Annotated in this window: 16 protein-coding genes and 2 pseudogenes; 8 read left to right on the plus strand and 10 right to left on the minus strand. The window is 64.5% G+C overall.

Annotated elements, in window-relative coordinates; translation table 11 throughout:
- Positions 1-28: 28 nt before the first annotated feature.
- Positions 29-805, minus strand: a complete 777-nt coding sequence (locus tag EV641_RS18565; RefSeq protein WP_241997341.1) for a class I SAM-dependent methyltransferase — start codon at positions 803-805, stop codon at positions 29-31.
- Between the two features lie 633 nt (positions 806-1,438).
- Between EV641_RS18565 and EV641_RS18570 the strand changes: the two genes are divergently transcribed.
- Positions 1,439-2,197 carry an NAD(P)-binding domain-containing protein gene (locus EV641_RS18570; RefSeq protein ID WP_277874511.1) on the plus strand — a complete coding sequence of 253 codons (759 nt, stop codon included), beginning with the start codon at positions 1,439-1,441 and terminating at the stop codon, positions 2,195-2,197.
- Positions 2,198-2,221: 24 nt separating this feature from the next.
- Here EV641_RS18570 and EV641_RS18575 read toward each other — a convergent pair whose 3' ends face one another.
- Both EV641_RS18575 and EV641_RS18580 read right to left on the minus strand, forming a co-directional pair.
- Positions 2,222-2,593, minus strand: coding sequence for a metalloregulator ArsR/SmtB family transcription factor (locus tag EV641_RS18575; RefSeq protein ID WP_241997342.1), 372 nt, complete (start codon positions 2,591-2,593; stop codon positions 2,222-2,224).
- Between the two features lie 32 nt (positions 2,594-2,625).
- Positions 2,626-3,888 (minus strand): MFS transporter, encoded by a 1,263-nt coding sequence (locus tag EV641_RS18580; RefSeq protein WP_347238242.1) that lies wholly within the window; start codon positions 3,886-3,888, stop codon positions 2,626-2,628.
- A gap of 154 nt (positions 3,889-4,042) precedes the next feature.
- Between EV641_RS18580 and EV641_RS18585 the strand changes: the two genes are divergently transcribed.
- Complete coding sequence (locus EV641_RS18585; protein WP_199233303.1) at positions 4,043-4,336, plus strand: hypothetical protein; 294 nt, start codon at positions 4,043-4,045, stop codon at positions 4,334-4,336.
- A 22-nt stretch (positions 4,337-4,358) separates the two neighbouring features.
- Here EV641_RS18585 and EV641_RS29885 read toward each other — a convergent pair.
- The 3 genes and pseudogenes from EV641_RS29885 to EV641_RS29520 all read right to left on the minus strand — a co-directional run.
- A pseudogene (locus EV641_RS29885) lies at positions 4,359-4,535 on the minus strand (MFS transporter); the annotation flags it as partial.
- Between the two features lie 246 nt (positions 4,536-4,781).
- Positions 4,782-5,390, minus strand: coding sequence for an N-acetyltransferase (locus tag EV641_RS18595; RefSeq protein ID WP_132473637.1), 609 nt, complete (start codon positions 5,388-5,390; stop codon positions 4,782-4,784).
- 417 nt (positions 5,391-5,807) lie between these two features.
- Positions 5,808-5,978: a hypothetical protein gene (locus EV641_RS29520; protein ID WP_199233304.1), complete on the minus strand. Its 171-nt coding sequence runs from the start codon at positions 5,976-5,978 to the stop codon at positions 5,808-5,810.
- A 237-nt stretch (positions 5,979-6,215) separates the two neighbouring features.
- On the opposite strand from EV641_RS29520, the gene EV641_RS18600 reads away from it, so the two are divergent.
- From EV641_RS18600 to EV641_RS18610, 3 genes are all read left to right on the plus strand, one after another.
- A complete protein-coding gene (locus EV641_RS18600; RefSeq protein WP_132473704.1) occupies positions 6,216-7,577 on the plus strand; it encodes an MFS transporter in 1,362 nt (453 codons plus the stop codon).
- 36 nt (positions 7,578-7,613) lie between these two features.
- Complete coding sequence (locus EV641_RS18605) at positions 7,614-8,540, plus strand: amidohydrolase family protein (protein ID WP_132473639.1); 927 nt, start codon at positions 7,614-7,616, stop codon at positions 8,538-8,540.
- Between the two features lie 98 nt (positions 8,541-8,638).
- On the plus strand, positions 8,639-10,117 hold the full coding sequence (locus tag EV641_RS18610; RefSeq protein ID WP_132473641.1) for an FAD-dependent oxidoreductase: 1,479 nt from the start codon (positions 8,639-8,641) through the stop codon (positions 10,115-10,117).
- A gap of 83 nt (positions 10,118-10,200) precedes the next feature.
- On the opposite strand, the gene EV641_RS18615 is transcribed toward EV641_RS18610, so the two are convergent.
- Both EV641_RS18615 and EV641_RS18620 read right to left on the minus strand, forming a co-directional pair.
- Positions 10,201-10,992: an SDR family oxidoreductase gene (locus EV641_RS18615; RefSeq protein ID WP_054713210.1), complete on the minus strand. Its 792-nt coding sequence runs from the start codon at positions 10,990-10,992 to the stop codon at positions 10,201-10,203.
- 55 nt (positions 10,993-11,047) lie between these two features.
- A pseudogene (locus tag EV641_RS18620) lies at positions 11,048-11,441 on the minus strand (nuclear transport factor 2 family protein).
- 189 nt (positions 11,442-11,630) lie between these two features.
- Between EV641_RS18620 and EV641_RS18625 the strand changes: the two are divergent.
- Together EV641_RS18625 and EV641_RS18630 are read left to right on the plus strand one after the other, a co-directional pair.
- The gene (locus EV641_RS18625; protein WP_054713211.1) at positions 11,631-11,978 is read left to right on the plus strand and encodes a hypothetical protein; all 348 of its coding nucleotides are present in this window, start codon (positions 11,631-11,633) and stop codon (positions 11,976-11,978) included.
- Positions 11,971-12,624 carry a Dabb family protein gene (locus tag EV641_RS18630; RefSeq protein ID WP_158289190.1) on the plus strand — a complete coding sequence of 218 codons (654 nt, stop codon included), beginning with the start codon at positions 11,971-11,973 and terminating at the stop codon, positions 12,622-12,624. The genes EV641_RS18625 and EV641_RS18630 overlap by 8 nt, the downstream gene beginning before the upstream one ends.
- Positions 12,625-12,651: 27 nt before the next feature.
- Here the strand turns inward: EV641_RS18630 and EV641_RS18635 are convergent, their stop codons facing one another.
- Complete coding sequence (locus tag EV641_RS18635; protein WP_132473645.1) at positions 12,652-13,596, minus strand: alpha/beta hydrolase; 945 nt, start codon at positions 13,594-13,596, stop codon at positions 12,652-12,654.
- Between the two features lie 240 nt (positions 13,597-13,836).
- On the opposite strand from EV641_RS18635, the gene EV641_RS18640 reads away from it, so the two are divergent.
- Positions 13,837-14,754 (plus strand): tyrosine-protein phosphatase, encoded by a 918-nt coding sequence (locus tag EV641_RS18640; protein WP_132473647.1) that lies wholly within the window; start codon positions 13,837-13,839, stop codon positions 14,752-14,754.
- A 252-nt stretch (positions 14,755-15,006) separates the two neighbouring features.
- Here EV641_RS18640 and EV641_RS18645 read toward each other — a convergent pair whose 3' ends face one another.
- Positions 15,007-15,198 carry a hypothetical protein gene (locus EV641_RS18645; RefSeq protein ID WP_241997346.1) on the minus strand — a complete coding sequence of 64 codons (192 nt, stop codon included), beginning with the start codon at positions 15,196-15,198 and terminating at the stop codon, positions 15,007-15,009.
- Positions 15,199-15,835 lie beyond the last annotated feature (637 nt).

The raw sequence follows: 15,835 nt of genomic DNA on the forward strand, positions 1-15,835 counted from the left end.
TGCCTGAGCGCACCCTGCGTCTGCGCGGTCAGTTCCGGACGGCCTCGAAGGTCCACACCTGGTCTGCGGGCGTCGGAGCGTCGCCGACCCGGTATCCGCCGTGGATGGACACGTCGGTGAATCCGGCTTGGTGCAGCATGGCGGTGAACTCTGCCATCCCGAACCACAGCAGCGAGAAGACTTGAAGCTCGGTGTGGGTCAACGCGCCCGCGTCCCACCGCTCGTAGCGGAGCCAACTGGTCGACCGCTGGGCGATCGGGTCGGCGGTCTTCTGCCACGTAGAGAGTGTGATCAGGCTCCCATCGTGCGACCAGTGGCGGACCGGGTCGGGGCCGGGTTCGACGTGCAGGGACGGCGGTTCGAGGTCGACGATGAGTCGCCCGCCCGAGGCGAGACTGCAGTGCATTGCTTCGAGCGCGGCGAGAGCGCTGTCGCGGTCCGGGACAAGAGCGAAGGACCCGGTCGGGATGACGATCGCCTCGTACACGTACTCATCTCGGTGGGCGGTCATATCGCCCTCGAAGACATCCGCGGTGAGCCCGTGTCGGGCGCAGTTTGTGCGGCACTGTTCGAGCATGGCAGTCGATGCATCGTAACCCCGTACAGAAAAACCCTGCTGGAGCAGGGGTATCAGGATCCGTCCTGTGCCTACCGCGGGTTCGAGAACGGGACCGGCTACGCCGCGCAGGCGCGACGAGTAGAACTCGACATCCCCGAAGGATGTTCCGATCGGCTTGTCGAGTTCGTATGCCAGAGTGGCCAGCGGACCGTACTCCCAGGCTTTCCCTCTCGCTTCCACCGTCACCGATCCACCTCATCATCCAGACCTGCGCCTCGCGGCGCCGAATGCATGTCGCGTGCACGGTATCCGCCGGGCCCGTTCCTGTCGAACCTATTTCGACCGAAGCGCCCGACGGCGGGGCTGTGCCATCCTCCACGGTATGCGAGCTCGGGTGTGTACGCCCGCCTTGCGAGCCAGCGCTGCGCTGCTCCACCGAATCAGGGGCTGTCGATGGGGGTTTCCAGAGCGTGTGGTGCGTGTAAGAGTGAGTTGGCTATAGAAACCATTGCAGACGAATAGATTCCGATTCTTTTGGACGGTGACGACTCGGGGGCGGGCTGCTCGTTGGGCGCGGCTACCTCACGCGACGAGAGTGCCCTGGCTCGGCGGCGAATGCTCTCACCGCAGCGGCCGGAAGCAGTCCTCGTTCAGTGCCGAACCGCTCTGCAGCATGCACAACCAATAGTCGAGTTGCTCCGCCGAGCCGGAGGGTGACGGTGCTGCCGCCGATGTTCCGGTCCCGGCTATGCACATAGTCATCACAGCGGCCGCGATCGTTCCTGGTCTCACTGAACGCCTCAGCACGCGGCGGCGAACCGGATAGGTTATCTGAATCGAACTGTCAAGCATTCGAATCAGTTCGATCCGGATGGCGCCATGCGGAAATATCCGGCGGTGTCCGTTGTTGAGGCTTGCAGCGACCGCGACACATCGCGGCACTCGACGAAGGAGCACACGAATATGCGCATCGGAATCATCGGAGCCGGCCAGATCGGTGGCACGTTGACACGCAGGCTGACCGCGCTCGGTCACGACGTGCGTGTCTCGAACTCTCGGACACCGGACACGCTCGCGGAACTCGAGGCGGAGACCGGCGCCAAGGCGGTACTGAACACCGAAGCTGCCGAAGGAGCAGACCTGGTGATCGTGAGCATCCCGCAGAAGAACGTCGTGGACCTTCCTGCCGACATCCTCGCAGGTGCAGCCGATGGTGCTCCGGTGATCGAGACCAACAACTACTACCCGCAGCAGCGAGACGGATTGATCGCGGCGATCGAAGACGGCCAGGTGGAAAGTGAATGGGTGCAAGAACACCTCGGAGTACCGGTGTTCAAGGCATTCAACGGAATCTGGTGGAAGCACCTTCTCGAGAAGGGTCTACCTGTTGGGGCGAGTGGCCGAATCGCGCTTCCCGTTGCCGGCGACGACGCACGGAACAAGCAGGTGGTATTCGATCTGATCAATCAGCTCGGCTTCGACCCCGTCGACGCAGGTTCCCTCGAGGACTCCTGGCGTCAGCAGCCGGGAACCCCGGTCTACGGCAAGGATCTCGATCGGGAAGCCACGTTGAAGGCACTGGCGCAGGCAACGCCTGAGCGCACAGGCGAGTGGCGTGCTGATCCCGGTGTGAACTGACACCAGTGTCGCAACCAGCGAATGTTAGTGGTGGGGCGGTTCGCCGGTCACCACATGGTCGGCGTGATTGAGACCTTCGCGCACGAGTCGCGCCAGGTGCCCGCCGCGCAGCCGGTAGATCACCCGGCGACCCTCTTTGCGGGTCTCGACCATTCCGGTGAACCGCAACTTGGCCAGATGTTGACTGACTGCGGTGCGCGAGGCCCCGCACGCTTCGGTGAGGGCGGTGACGTCGGCGTCGGTGTGGCTGAGCAGCCACAGCAGATGCAGCCGCGTCGGATCCGAGAGCATCCGGAACACCCCGGTGGCCGCCTCGAGACGTGCCGCATCGGGGGCGACCGGGTGGATCAGACTGGCATCCGGCTCGGCGGGCGATGGGGGAACGTTGTCGGTCACCGTGCTCCCCCTTGTGCTTCGCTTCATGGGCCTTACGTGATCGACGGTTCGGTCGCTTTCGCCGACATGGACCGTGGCCACAGCCGCGTCGCCACGACTACAGCGAGTGTAGCCAGCAACGCGAGCGCTACTGCGGCCACTGGCTGCCCGACACGCGCCCCCACCCACCCGGCGACCGGGTAGGTCAGCAGGAAACACGCGTGTGACAGGGAGAACTGCGCGGTGAACACCGCCGATCGGGTCGAGGGGGTGGACTGATAGCGCAGCAACCGCGCCGATGGAGTGCTGACCAGCGACGTGCCCGCCCCGAGCATTCCCCACATCGCCGCAAGGACCGCCCACCCGAGTACGGGTCCGGGACCGATGAACAGGACCACCGCGACCGCCGTGAGGCCGATCGGCAGGACGGTGCAGCCGGCGAGCATCACCGTCCGATCCGGCGCCTGGCTCAATACCCGCGGCAGAGTCAGCGCCACGGCCATGGATCCGGCGCCGTAACATCCCAATGCCACCGCAACGCCGGTGTTGCTGCCCCCGAGTAGATCCCGTACGTAGACCACGGTGTTGACCAGCACCAGTGCGGTGGCAGCGGCCACCGCCAGATTCATCACGAGCAAGGCCCTCAGTACCGGGCGGGCGGTCATCACCCTGGCGCCGGCGGTGATCCGCGCCCGCAGTGGCTGTCCCCGGTCCGGCGGTGGCAGGGGCGGCAGCGACGTGGTCCACACCAGGACGCCCGAGGCAGCGAAACCGAGTACGGTGCCGATGAACAGGACGTTGTAGTCGATCACCAGTAGCAGCGCTGCCGCGAGCATCGGGGAGAGCACCGCTTCGAGGTCGTGGGCCAGGCGGGAGAGCGACAGCGCCGCGGTGTAGTCGTCCTCGTCTTCGAGAACCGAGGGGATCACCGACTGGAACGCCGGGGTGAAGGTCGCCGACGCGGCCTGGAGCACGAAGATCAGCGCGTAGATCTGCCACACCTGCGCCACGAACGGCAACGCCAGCGCCACGACGGCGCGCACCGCATCGGCGGTGATCAGAACCGTTTTGCGGGGCAGCCGGTCGGTCAGGGCGGCGATCACCGGAGCGACCGCCACGTACGCAAGCATCTTGATCGCCAACGCCGTTCCCAGCACCGCACCGGCGTCGCTGCCTGCCAGATCGTAGGCCAGCAAACCCAACGCCACCGTCAACAGGCCGGTACCGACCAATGCCACCACCTGCGCGGTGAACAGCCGCCGGAACACCGGATGGGCCAACGCCCTGAGCATCGTCCCGGTCTTGTGTGCCTCCACTCGATAAGAATATAAGTGCGCACGTGCGCACACAACTGTGCGAAGAGCTGGCGCATTCCCCCCGGTTGCGCAGGAACCGGGGTACACGACCCCCGATGAGTGGGAGACTGGAACTTGCCGAACCTCCACCGCACGTCCACCGAGGAGTTCGATGATGACCGACCATCAGGAACACACCGGCCACGAGCATGTCCACGCCGACGGTTGCGGACACGTGGCCGTACCCCATGGCGACCACGTCGACTATGTCCACGACGGGCACCTGCACCGCGCTCACGATGGGCATTTCGACGAATGCGAACCCACCGAACATCGGGTTCACGACGGGCATGATCACACCCACGGTCCAGGGTGCGGGCACGTAGCGGTCCCGCACGGTGATCATGTCGACTATGTCCACGACGGGCACAGGCACGCTGCGCACGACGGCCACTACGACGACCACTGACGCGGTTCGTCCGGCGTCCGTGCTACCGGCCGGCAAAGACGGCCACGGGCGGCGTTTTCGCGTCCTGGCAGTCCATCGCCGTGGCGATCACGAGCACGATCAAGCCGGACACCGTGGCGGCTGCGCCCACCCAGATGGGTGAGGTGAAACCCGAACCGGCGGCGATGGCGATGCCGCCCAGCCACGCTCCGAGCGCGTTACACGACTACCCACGGGTGAGAAGCCGTGCGCGCAGAAGCAGTGACAACTATCGCGTGGGAAACGCCCGCTGAGTGAGATCCGCGTTGCTGGCACCAGGAGTGCCCGACCGCGGAGGGTCGCCTTTACCCATGAAGCAGTCTTTCGTCCGATTCGACCTGGCCGCCGATCCGGCATCGATACCCGGCACCCCACGTTCTGAGGAGACCCACCGCAGCTGCTTGACGCCGAGGACCGGTTACATAACTCAGTGGTCCGTGGCTGTCCGAGCCCGCAGCATCGCCCACACCTTCGGCCCGTTGTCGGGAAGGGACACGCTTCCGGTGACCTCGAACCCCAGGCCTTCATAGAAGGCGACATTGGACGGAGACGACGTCTCCAAATATGCCGCATAGCCTTGATCCTTTGCCGCCTTCAGTCCGGGTTCGAGCACAGCTCGACCCAGGCCCCGACCCTGAGAGGCAGGCGCAACACCCACCGTTGCCAGGTGCCAGACATGATCCGTCGGCCGTAAACACGCGGTTGCCTCATCGGCCCTCGCGGCGATTTCCGCTCGGTCACCGTACAAGTCGGTGACCTGGTCCGCGATGTCACCGAAAGCCGCGTCCAGACCTGTCGAGGACGGGGTAATCCACACCGCCACCGCAGCCAGATCATCTGATACCCAGACGTTTCCGATTCGCAGTCCGATCTCGGTCAAGAACAATCGCTGCAACGACCGCACTCGGTCTTGGTGATCACGCGAATCGACGGTATGTCGGGTGAACGGATAGTCGGCAAAGGCAAGACCAAGGGTCTGTGCGGCATCGACAGTGTCACTCGACGTCGCCGGCCGAATCTGAAAACTGCTAGTCACGTGCCGCCACGTTACCCGTCGACTCGGGACGGTTCAGGCTGGCCCGCAAACGAACCGGCCAGCGCATGGTACTGAGGTTCACCCTGCGCCCGCCACCTCGTCGCCGACGCCGGGATCACCACGGTCAGGCGCAAGAGCGATTCCTGCATGCACAGCGAGCGCCCGGCCTGGACGGGAACCGCAAATTCAAACGCGCCCTGCTCTTGTCCGCAATCACGATCGCGGCCTCACGACCCCCACCGGTCGCGTCTACTAAGACCCCGAATACCTGCAGGGCAAGAAACGCAAAGCTGCCCCAGCTGCCTCGCCTGGCACCGCTGCGAGTTCGTCGACGCGAGGCTCAAACAAGACGCCCTACCACTCATCGACGGTGTTGGAAGGCGAACGTAGGGATACTCCCGGCCTTATCCGGAGGTCCTAACTCCGCGCGAGCCGAACGGCCTTCTCGGTGAAGTAGCCGACTTCGCCGTTGGCATCCTCGACCCCGATGACGAACTTGCCCGAGGGCGTGGCTCGGACATCGATGACCGTGCCGCGTCCGCGCGTAGTGAACACGTCGGTTCCTGGCGTGAAGATGGTGTCGCTCATACGCCTGATTATGCAGGCGTCAGCCGCCGGCGAGCCCGTCCGCGGTCGCCGGGGATTCTGCTCCTGCGGCCAGTTCATCGAACACGCAGTCAACCCCTGAACCGCTTCGGCCCGCGCCTCCCGCTGGGCGGACGCACCCGTTGTCGCTGTGGCGGAGCACGGCCCAGTCTGAGTCGCGTCCGACAGGTCTTATGAGCGTTGCGTAGTCCACCACGGGAGTGCTGAATGAATCCACAAATGCCGGCCTCGGCGGAAGAGCCGAAACCCTCTCCTGGCGAGCCGAACTCGTCATCGGTGAATCCGTCGCAGTTGCGGAAAGTGACGCTGTCGAGCTTGCTGGGTACCACCATCGAGTACTACGACTTCCTGCTCTACAGCACGATGGCCGCTCTGGTGCTGGGACGATTGTTCTTCCCGGTGACGAACTCGGCCGTGTCGACGATCGCCGCGTTCGGGACCCTGGCAGCCGGGTACGTGGCGCGTCCGATCGGCGGTCTGATCTTCGGGCACTTCGGCGACAAGCTGGGGCGCAAGAAGATGCTGGTGATCACGATGGTGTTGATGGGTGTCGCCAGCTTCGGGATCGGCATCTTGCCCACCTACGAGCAGATCGGGATTCTCGCGCCGATCCTGCTCGTGACTCTGCGCATCCTGCAAGGCGTCGCAGTGGGCGGGGAATGGGGCGGCGCGGCGTTGATGGTCGCCGAGCATGCGGATCCTCGCCGGCGCGGGTTCTGGACCGGACTCATGCAGCTCGGTTCGCCGTTCGGGTTCCTGTTGTCGACCTCTGCGGTCATGCTCGTGAGCTTCCTGCCGAGCGAAGCGTTCGACTCATGGGGATGGCGGATCCCGTTCCTGTTGAGTGCGTTGCTCCTGGTGATCGGCCTCTACATTCGGATGAGTGTGGTCGAAAGCCCGGTGTTCGAGGCGGCCGCGGAGAAGGCAGCGGCATCGGAGGCCGAGAAGCCTCCTGCTCTACAGATCCTGCGCGCACCGAGGGCGTTGATTCTGGCCTGCGCGGTGGGGATCGGCCCGTTCGCGATGACCGCGTTGATCACCTCGCATGCGATCTCGTATTCCACGTCGATCGGATACGAACAATCGACAGTGATGCAGATTCTTCTGTTGATGTCGGTCGTCTCGATCATCACGATACCGTCGTTCTCCGCGTTGTCGGACCGAGTGGGGCGACGCACGGTGGCTCTCACCGGCGCGGCTGTCGCAGTGGTGTACGCGTTCCCGCTGTACATGCTGGTCGACTCGGGATCGATTGTGCTGCTCGCTGCAGGGTTGTTGTTCGGACAGGTGGTGCAGTCGGCAATGTACGCGCCGCTCGCGCCAATGTTGTCGGAGATGTTCGGTACCGAGGTGCGCTACACGGGTGTGTCACTGGGATACCAATTGGCGAGCCTGATCGGTGCCGGGTTCACCCCGATGATCGCGGCGAGCGTGCTCGTGGCCTCCGACGGATCCAGCACCCCGTTGAGCCTCATTCTCGCTGGTGCCGCTGGCATCTCCATTGTCGCCGCATGGTTGGCGTCGGAAACCCGAGGTAAGAGCCTGGCGGAAGAGTCGGTCCAACAGCAGGTGTCGGCGTAGCCCCGCACCACCCGCTGATCGGATTCCGATCAGCGGGTGGTGATCTTGGCTGCCGCAGGCCGGCGCGGCACGCTCGTGCAGATGGCGGAGATTTCGATTGTCGACCCACACGTCCATTTCTGGTTGCCGTCGGCGCGGCCTTGGTACCCGCTGATGCAGGAACCGGACCCGGCCAGGCCCTCCACACTGGGTGACCTGCGACGGATGGCCCACGACTACACCGCGGCCGACTACCGGGTCGACAGCGCCGGGTTCGACGTCACCGCACTTGTGCACGTCTCGGCGACCAGTCGCCGCGGCGCACACCTGCGGGAGCTGGACTGGCTCGACGGAATGGCCCGTGGCGAAGGCCGGCCCGCCGCAGCGATCGGCACCATCGAATCGGATGCCGACTGGGCGAGAATCGAATCCGAACTCGACACCCAGCGTCGCAGCCCGCTCTTCCGCGGTATCCGAGTTCTGCGTGGACTCGACCCGTCGACCGCAACCACAGCAGCACTGCTGGACCATCTGGAGAAACACGCACTGATCTTCGATCTCGTCGCACACCCGCACTCGATGTCCCGTTGGGCCGAGACCCTGCGAGCCCACGAGAACTTGACCGTCGTGCTCGAACATGCTGGATGGCCGATCAGCGCAGCAGATTTCGACGACTGGTCGTGGGGCCTGGCCCGGCTCGGCGCACTGCCGAACGTGCACTGCAAGATCTCGGGGTTGGGTATGACCGTGCACACCCTCGATGCCACGGTGCAGCGACCGTGGGTGCAGCGTTGTCTCGAGGTATTCGGTCCACGGCGAGCGATGTTTGCGAGCAACTTCCCGGTAGACCGCATGTACGGCGAGTTCGGTCGACTCTACGACGGGTACTTCACCGCCGCAGAACAATACGATCCGCCAGATCAGGAAGCACTGTTCGCCACGAACGCGCGGCGAATCTATCGGCCCGACGAGAGCCGGCCATGACGTCCCGGCCACCGGGCAACTGCCTATTCGATCCGGTTTCCTGAACCTAACGTGACCCGAACCACACTGATGTTCCGAGTCGACCGCAGGAGAGCCGGATGAGCGCACGCGTACCCGTCACACCGATCGATGCTGCCGAGATATCCACCTACGATCACGTAACCGATGTCCTGGTCATCGGTTACGGTTGCGCAGGCGCGTCGGCTGCGCTCGAGGCCGACGCCGGCGGTGCCGAGGTGATCTTGCTCGAGCGGCAGAGCGGCGGCGGTGGCTCGTCGGCCCTGTCGGGTGGGGAGATGTATCTCGGTGGTGGTACCGCGATCCAGGAGGCGTGTGGGTTCACCGACACCGCCGAGGACATGGAAGGATTTCTGCTGGCTGCTCTCGGACCGGACGCCGACCAGGCGAAGGTGGGCCTCTACAGCCGCGAGAGTGTCGCCCATTATCAGTGGCTCGTCGACCACGGTGTGCCGTTCAAGCCTTCGTTGTGGGATTCGCCGACCTGGGTTCCACCCACCGATGACGGCCTGATGTGGATGGGCGAGAACGCCTATCCGTTCAACGAAATCGCCACGCCCGCTCCGCGCGGGCACAGGGTGACCTCAGACGGTTTCGGCGGCAAGGTGCTCATGGCGGTGCTGAGCGAGGCCGTCGACAAGACCGACGTTGCGGTGCACACCGACACCGCCGCACTGCGGCTGATCGTTGACGGTGATCGCGTCGTCGGTGTGGTGGCCCGGCATTTCCAGGAGACGGTGACCTATCGCGCGAGGCGCGGGGTCGTACTGACCACCGGTGGCTTCGCGGACAACAAAGAGATGCTTGCCCAACACGCTCCGCAGTTGGTGGGCAGGGGCGTCAACAGCGATGGCGGCGACGACGGTCGCGGAATCGTCATCGCGCAGGCCGTCGGGGCTGCGGTCAAGCACATGTCGGCCGGCCAGGTCGGTATTTCGCTGGTACCGGGGATGATGGTGCGCGGGATGATCGTCGACGGCGTCGGTCAGCGGTTCATCAACGAGGACGTGTATCCGGGCCTGGTGGGGCAGGCGGCGTTGTTCAAACACAACTTGAACGTGTGGGTGATCCTCGATGAGCAGGCCTACGAGGAGGTGCCGGTCGAGGAGCGGTGGGGAGTGCAGCCGCATTTCGTGGCCGAAACCCTCGGGGAACTCGAACGCGAGATCGGGATGCCCGAGGGCGCGTTGCAGACCACCGTCGGAGAGTACAACCGATTCGCCGAGCGCGGTGAGGATCCGTACTTCCACAAGTCTGCCCGTTGGTTGCGGCCGCTCCGGTCGCCGTTCGCCGCGATCGATGTTCAGCGCGGCATGGCCCCACCCGAGTACGGCGACAGCGCCGGCTCGGGAGGCGCCGAGGTGTTCACGATCGGTGGTGTGCACACTACTGTCGACGGCCGGGTCCTGAACCTCGACGGCGATCCGATACCGGGTCTGTTCGCGGCCGGGCGCGCGACGTCGGGTCTGCATTCGTGGGGGTATATCAGCGGTACATCCCTCGGCGACGGCACGTTCTTCGGCCGACGGGCGGGCATCGCTGCGTCCGCAGACGAGTAGCGTTGCATGCCGGCCGTCGAGCGCGTGCACCTTCTCGGGGGTGAAGCGCTCGGCGGCCGGATCAGCGAAAGCTGTTGTTCGGTCTATGCGTGTGTACCGCCGTCGATGCGGATCTCGGTGCCACTGATGAACGCGCCGTCCGTAGAGACGAGCATCGCGACAACACCGGCGACGGCGTCCGGCGAACCCATCCCGGCCCCGCCTGATTCCAGGATGGTCGGCAAGGCAGGTGAGAGCTTGGCCAGCAACTCCCAGTTGGCGTCGGTAGGCATCCACTGGCCTGTGCCCTCGGTGATACCCGACTTGATGCTGCCCGGGCACACGTTCACTGCACGCAGACCTTGGCGGCTGTATTCGAGTGCCAGCGAATGGGTGAACGATTGAATTCCGCCCTTGCTGGCGGAGTATGCCGCCATGTACGGGTGGGCGAACGATGCCGAGGTCGACGAGAAGTTCACCACCGCGCTGGTGGGATTGGCCAGAAGTGCAGGAAGTGCCTCGCGCACTACCAGAAAGGTGCCGGTCAGGTTCACGGTGAGGATCTGATTCCAGGCATCGAGCGACATCGTGTCGGTATGGGCGGCCCGCAGCATGCCGGCGGCGTTGACCACGGAATCGAGCCCGCCGAGCCGATCGACGGTCTCGGCCACGCCCGCCACCACCGAAGCCTCGTCGCCGATATCCATCTCGAGGGTGGTGATCTCCTCGGATATCCCTGTGTCCGCGGCACGCGCAGTAGTTGCGGCCAGGCCGTCGCCGTTGATGTCGGCGGCCACCACAGTGGCGCCCTCGGCGGCCAACCGCAATGCGGTTGCCTGGCCGATGCCGGAACCCGCCCCGGTGACGAGAATGTGTTGCCCGGTGAGGCGATTCATGAGGTACTCCTTGGTTGAGGGTGGTCTGCCGATACGACCGAGGACGGACTCGACGCTATTGACCGGTGAGCATGTCCTCGGGCGACCAGAAAGCACGCATCGACGTGATCAGCCCGTCAGGATCGAAGGTCATCACATCGATCGGCTCGATGGTGATGGTCTGGTCGCCGGTCTTGGTGACGACCCGGAAGTGGAAGGCCGCGTTGCGTTCTGCCACGCGAAGATGCAGGAGCGTGGTATCGATCTCTGCGGCTTCCAATGCTCTGTAGAACTGCGCGATGGCCTCACGCCCCCCGGTGCGGCTCCGATCCGACCGGGTCCTCGACGGTGGCATCGGGCGCGTACAGGGCCGCGATGTCCGCCGCGGGCCCGGTCGCGACCGCTTCGAGATAGCGGACGACGATGTTCTTGATGTCTGCGGTGGAATCGAGAGCTGTGGCATCGGCCATGATGACCTTCCTTCGGTGACAAGACTCGAGAGGGTTCGTGCACGAAGGTAGGTCTCCCGCGAGTAGAGGGGCAGTACCCCCTCCCGCTGGACGGGAGGCGCCATTCACGGAAGGGGGCCCGGAAACATCTTCCCGATCAGCGAAACACGATGCACCGCGCGCCGTTCCGTTCACCTATGTTCGGCCTCCATGACGGACGTGTGCATCTACATCGAGGACCGGGTGGTCACCACCTCCGGTAACGGCCGCGCTTTCGTCGAGGCTTATCAGCGCGACTACGTCCCGTCGGCGTCGGCGCGCGGTATGACACTCGAGCGCATCACCGTCAGCCCGCCGGTCTGGCTCGACGACGAATCCAACATCATCACCATCACGTGGACCGTTGCCGGACAGTCCAGCTGGTGGAAGGCCGCGATCGCGGGTCGGCATGATCCGACACTCGCTCAATGGTGGGAGTCGGTCCGCCTGCTCATCTCCGAACGCACGCGATCGACTGCCGCCGACGCAACCGACATCGAGGAACTGTGCAATGTCTGACACCGCCACAAGGGCCATGACATGGCTGATTCAACTGTCGGACAAGGACGAGAACCTACGCGAGCAGATCATCACCCAGCTCACGTCCGCCGTCTCGAACGCGTCGACCACCGCCGTGGCCGCGCCGACGCTCGCCGGGACGATCAACGGGGGAGACATCCTGGTACACGCACGGTGCACTGATGAGGACGCAGGCATGCTACGGGTGAGTGTCGACGACGTGCTAGCGCAGGCCCCGGTCGATTCCGTCGATTCTGTGGAATACGGCGCAACACCGCCGGTGGGAGCCGCACATCTTTCGGGTACGCGGCAAACGCCGCCACCCACGATCTATCGTGCGCTTCTCCTGCGCGTCGACGACCGAGCCACCCCGGAACAGATCGCACGGTTCGAGCGGGACCTCCTGCTGATGCCGGTCCATGTCACCTCGATCGCGACGTGGCAGCTCAGTCATGTCACGGATGCCGGTGGGCCCACCGAGTGGACCCACGTGTGGGAGCAGACGTTCACCGACCTCGACGGCCTGCGCGGGCAGTACATGGCGCACCCGATTCACTGGGGTGTCGTCGATCGGTGGTTCGATCCGGAATGGCCCGAGAACATCGTCGTCGATCGCGTGGCACACAGCTTCTGCGCGCTGGGCTGAGCAGGGCCCCTGCTCAGCCCAGCTTGGTCACGGGCGAGCGAGCACTTCACGCATCATGTCCCAGACCTTCTTGCGAGCCTCGCCGGCAAGGGACAGCGATGGGAAGGTAAGGAACCCGTGGAACAGCCCGTCGAATCGATGTTCCGTGACCGGAACCCCCTCGGCGGCCAACCTGTCCGCGTAGGCCTCCCCGGCGCTGCACGGCGGATCGAGCTCGGCTGTAATGACCACCGCGGGTGGAAGCCCGGCCAGTGTCTCTGCGCGTGCGGGGATCACATACATGTCGTTGCTCCCGCCGGGCGCGTACTGTTCCCAGTACCAACGCATGGCAGATGTGTTGTTGTAGTAGCCGACTCCGTATCGGCGGTACGATTCGGTCTCGAAGTCGTCGTCGATCACCGCGTAGATCAGAATCTGGGCGGCGAGGTGCGGCCCGCCGCGCTCGCGCGCGGCAAGCGACACGGTGGCAGCCAGGTTACCGCCCGCACTGTCGCCCGCCACCGCGATGCGAGCTGGATCGCCTCCGTAAGAGCCGATCTCGTCGACCGTCCATTGCACCGCTGCGTACATGTCTTCCATTGCAGCGGGCGCTCGATGCTCCGGCGCCAGTCGGTAGTCGACGGACACGACGACGGCGTCCACCGCGTGTGCCATCGAGCGGCACAATTCGTCGTGGGTGTCCAAGTTGCAGAATACGAAGCCGCCGCCGTGAGCGAACACGATCACGGGTCGCGGACCCTCGGCGTCATCATGTGGCACATAGATCCGCAACGGCAGTTCACCGCCAGGACCGGCGATGGTGAGGTCGACGACAGACCGCATATCGGGTTCATGCGTCAACGCACCCCGCCGCGAGAGGATCAACTCCCGAAGCTCCGGCGCATCATATTGCGTGACGTCGGGGAAGCCGGCCTCCAACGTGGCCAGCATCGCCTCGACATCGGGATGCAGATCAGTCCTGCGTGCAGCCATCAATGAACCTCCTCGACACCAGAATGCTGCCGATGACCGTAGGGTCGTTCATCCGTCTCGGATGGGTAGTCTCCCGCCCAGCGGAAGCACAGTCCCTCCCGGCTCGATTCGAGCAGCCGGCGATGTGCCCGCTGGGCGGGAGAGCTCGGTCCGCTCGAAGACGGCGTCGCCTACCTTCTGGCCCCACCCAACAATCTCTGCATCAAATCGCTTGTCCGCCATTGAAAGGACTCTTGCTTCATGCTCCGACACCGCCCCATGATCGCTGCTGTCGTGCTGGCAGTCGCACTGTCACCCACCGTCGGCGTCGCCGGCCTCGCGCAGGCACAACCGCCCGTGTTACCGCCGGTCCCGAACATCGACACCGGTTCTTCCGCCCTACTCGGTCCTCACCTGCCTCATGGTGACGCTCCACGTCTGACGAGCGTGCCGAACTTCCGTGACGTAGCCGGTACGGGCGCCGGTTATGTCGGCGCCGAGGGCGCCCGTATGGCGAAGGGGGTCTTCTATCGGGCCGACGCAATCGTTCCGGACGATGCCGACCTCGCAACCCTCGACGCGCTTCGCTTGGAGGCGATTTACGATCTCCGTACCGATGAAGAGGTCGGTGAGAAGCCCAATCGTCTGCCGGCGGGCGTCGACTACGTTCGAATCCCGATCCTGTCGGGGAACCTCTACGAGATGGTCGATCAGATCGGATCCCCGGAGGACGCACGAAACATGATGCGGGAGATCAACCGCGCCTTCGTGACCGGCGACGTCGAACGTGCTGCCTTCAGGGACCTGCTCACAGGTTTGGCCACCACCGAGGGCGAACAGGTATTCCACTGCACGGCAGGTAAGGACCGTACCGGCTGGGCCTCGATGTTGTTGCAGAGCATCGCAGGCGTGGATGATGCGACGATCATGAGCGACTACTTGCTCACCAACGAATACAACAAGGAGTGGGCAGCGAAGACCCGCGCTTCCATAGCTGCAACCCAGGGTGAGGACGTTGCTCAGCTGTTCGAGCCGCTGCTCGGCGTGGAGGGCAGCTACCTGCAAGCCGGCATCGACGAACTCGAAACGCGTTACGGATCCGTGGCCGACTACCTCACAGACGGATTGGGGCTGAGCCCGGACACTCTCGCAGCATTGAAGGACAAGCTGCTCGTCTGAGACGAGGACTGATGAGCAGCATGAAGGAAACGCCCCCACCGAAAGGTGGGGGCGTTTGCCGAGCGGTCCGAGTCGAGTATTCGAGCCGCCTACGCGGCCCGATCATTGGGAGGTTCGGGCCGGCGCGCGACCCGTTCGTCGGGAGGTCCGGGTCGTATTGGAGGCTATATCCGGACGAAACGTGAGGTGACCTGAACAAGGGTGAAGTCCGGGGTGAACTTGCCGTTCCTCAGCGCCGCCGCAAGGCTGTCCTCAGGCGCGAGAACCGTTGCCGACGAAAACGGGGGCACGGGCACTGTGCGCTGTGCGTGAAGTGCTCATGTCGGAACCGTCCACACATTCGACGACCCGGCCGGGAATGTCGCCGCGTCGCCGGGGGGACAAGGTGATGGTGTGACCGTCGTCGGTCGTGACGGTGACCGATCCCTCGAGGATGTAGACGATCTCGTCGGCATGGGAGTGCCATCGGAATCGTCCTGCAGTGGATCCGTGCGCGTACGGGCGCCGACAGTGGGTGTTCCGACTTCTCCACCAGCTCTATGGCCTGCGCTGGCCAGTGCAGGCATGGTCGACCTCGACTCGGATCAGCTGCCAGGTGTGGCCGTGCCACGAACGCCGACAGGGCGATAGCGTGGCCCACTCCTCCCCGCGGTCGGTGCTCGAAGCCGGAGCATCACAAACCTGATATCGAGTCTGCAGAAACCGACGTTACATAACCCTTGTCATCACTTTTGACGTGTCTTTGGAGATGGGGCGGCCGTGAAGGGGTGAAACCGAGGGTAAGATTCTTACTTTCGGGTAACAGAAGCGGGTGTTCGGAGTGGTGGTTCCGGAGATCGAACGAAAGACCCGCTGAGTCTCGGAGTCCAGACAACAAACGCCCCCACCATGACAGAGCTCAATGGCGGGGGCGTCGTTGTTCGTCCCGGATGTCGGGGGAAACCGGGCCGAACCTGAAGGCTATCGTCGAGCTGAGCGTGTTTCCTTCCGAGGAGGGATGAAACGGCGGGTGAAAACAATCCTCAGGGGTCGCTCAGGGCGCCGCCTCGGCCGATATGATGGCCTGTCGTCGCAGCCGCTG

Source organism: Rhodococcus sp. SMB37 (assembly GCF_004345605.1).
Lineage (GTDB): Bacteria > Actinomycetota > Actinomycetes > Mycobacteriales > Mycobacteriaceae > Rhodococcus.

What these genes read in the sequence shown, in the direction of transcription:
- EV641_RS18570 (WP_277874511.1), top strand. Translation starts at nt 1,439, where the DNA reads ATGCGGAAATATCCGGCGGTGTCCGTTGTTGAGGCTTGCAGCGACCGC.
- EV641_RS18585 (WP_199233303.1), top strand. Translation starts at nt 4,043, where the DNA reads ATGACCGACCATCAGGAACACACCGGCCACGAGCATGTCCACGCCGAC.
- EV641_RS29520 (WP_199233304.1), bottom strand. Translation starts at nt 5,978, where the DNA reads ATGAGCGACACCATCTTCACGCCAGGAACCGACGTGTTCACTACGCGC.
- EV641_RS18600 (WP_132473704.1), top strand. Translation starts at nt 6,216, where the DNA reads ATGCCGGCCTCGGCGGAAGAGCCGAAACCCTCTCCTGGCGAGCCGAAC.
- EV641_RS18610 (WP_132473641.1), top strand. Translation starts at nt 8,639, where the DNA reads ATGAGCGCACGCGTACCCGTCACACCGATCGATGCTGCCGAGATATCC.
- EV641_RS18615 (WP_054713210.1), bottom strand. Translation starts at nt 10,992, where the DNA reads ATGAATCGCCTCACCGGGCAACACATTCTCGTCACCGGGGCGGGTTCC.
- EV641_RS18625 (WP_054713211.1), top strand. Translation starts at nt 11,631, where the DNA reads ATGACGGACGTGTGCATCTACATCGAGGACCGGGTGGTCACCACCTCC.
- EV641_RS18630 (WP_158289190.1), top strand. Translation starts at nt 11,971, where the DNA reads ATGTCTGACACCGCCACAAGGGCCATGACATGGCTGATTCAACTGTCG.
- EV641_RS18635 (WP_132473645.1), bottom strand. Translation starts at nt 13,596, where the DNA reads ATGGCTGCACGCAGGACTGATCTGCATCCCGATGTCGAGGCGATGCTG.
- EV641_RS18640 (WP_132473647.1), top strand. Translation starts at nt 13,837, where the DNA reads ATGCTCCGACACCGCCCCATGATCGCTGCTGTCGTGCTGGCAGTCGCA.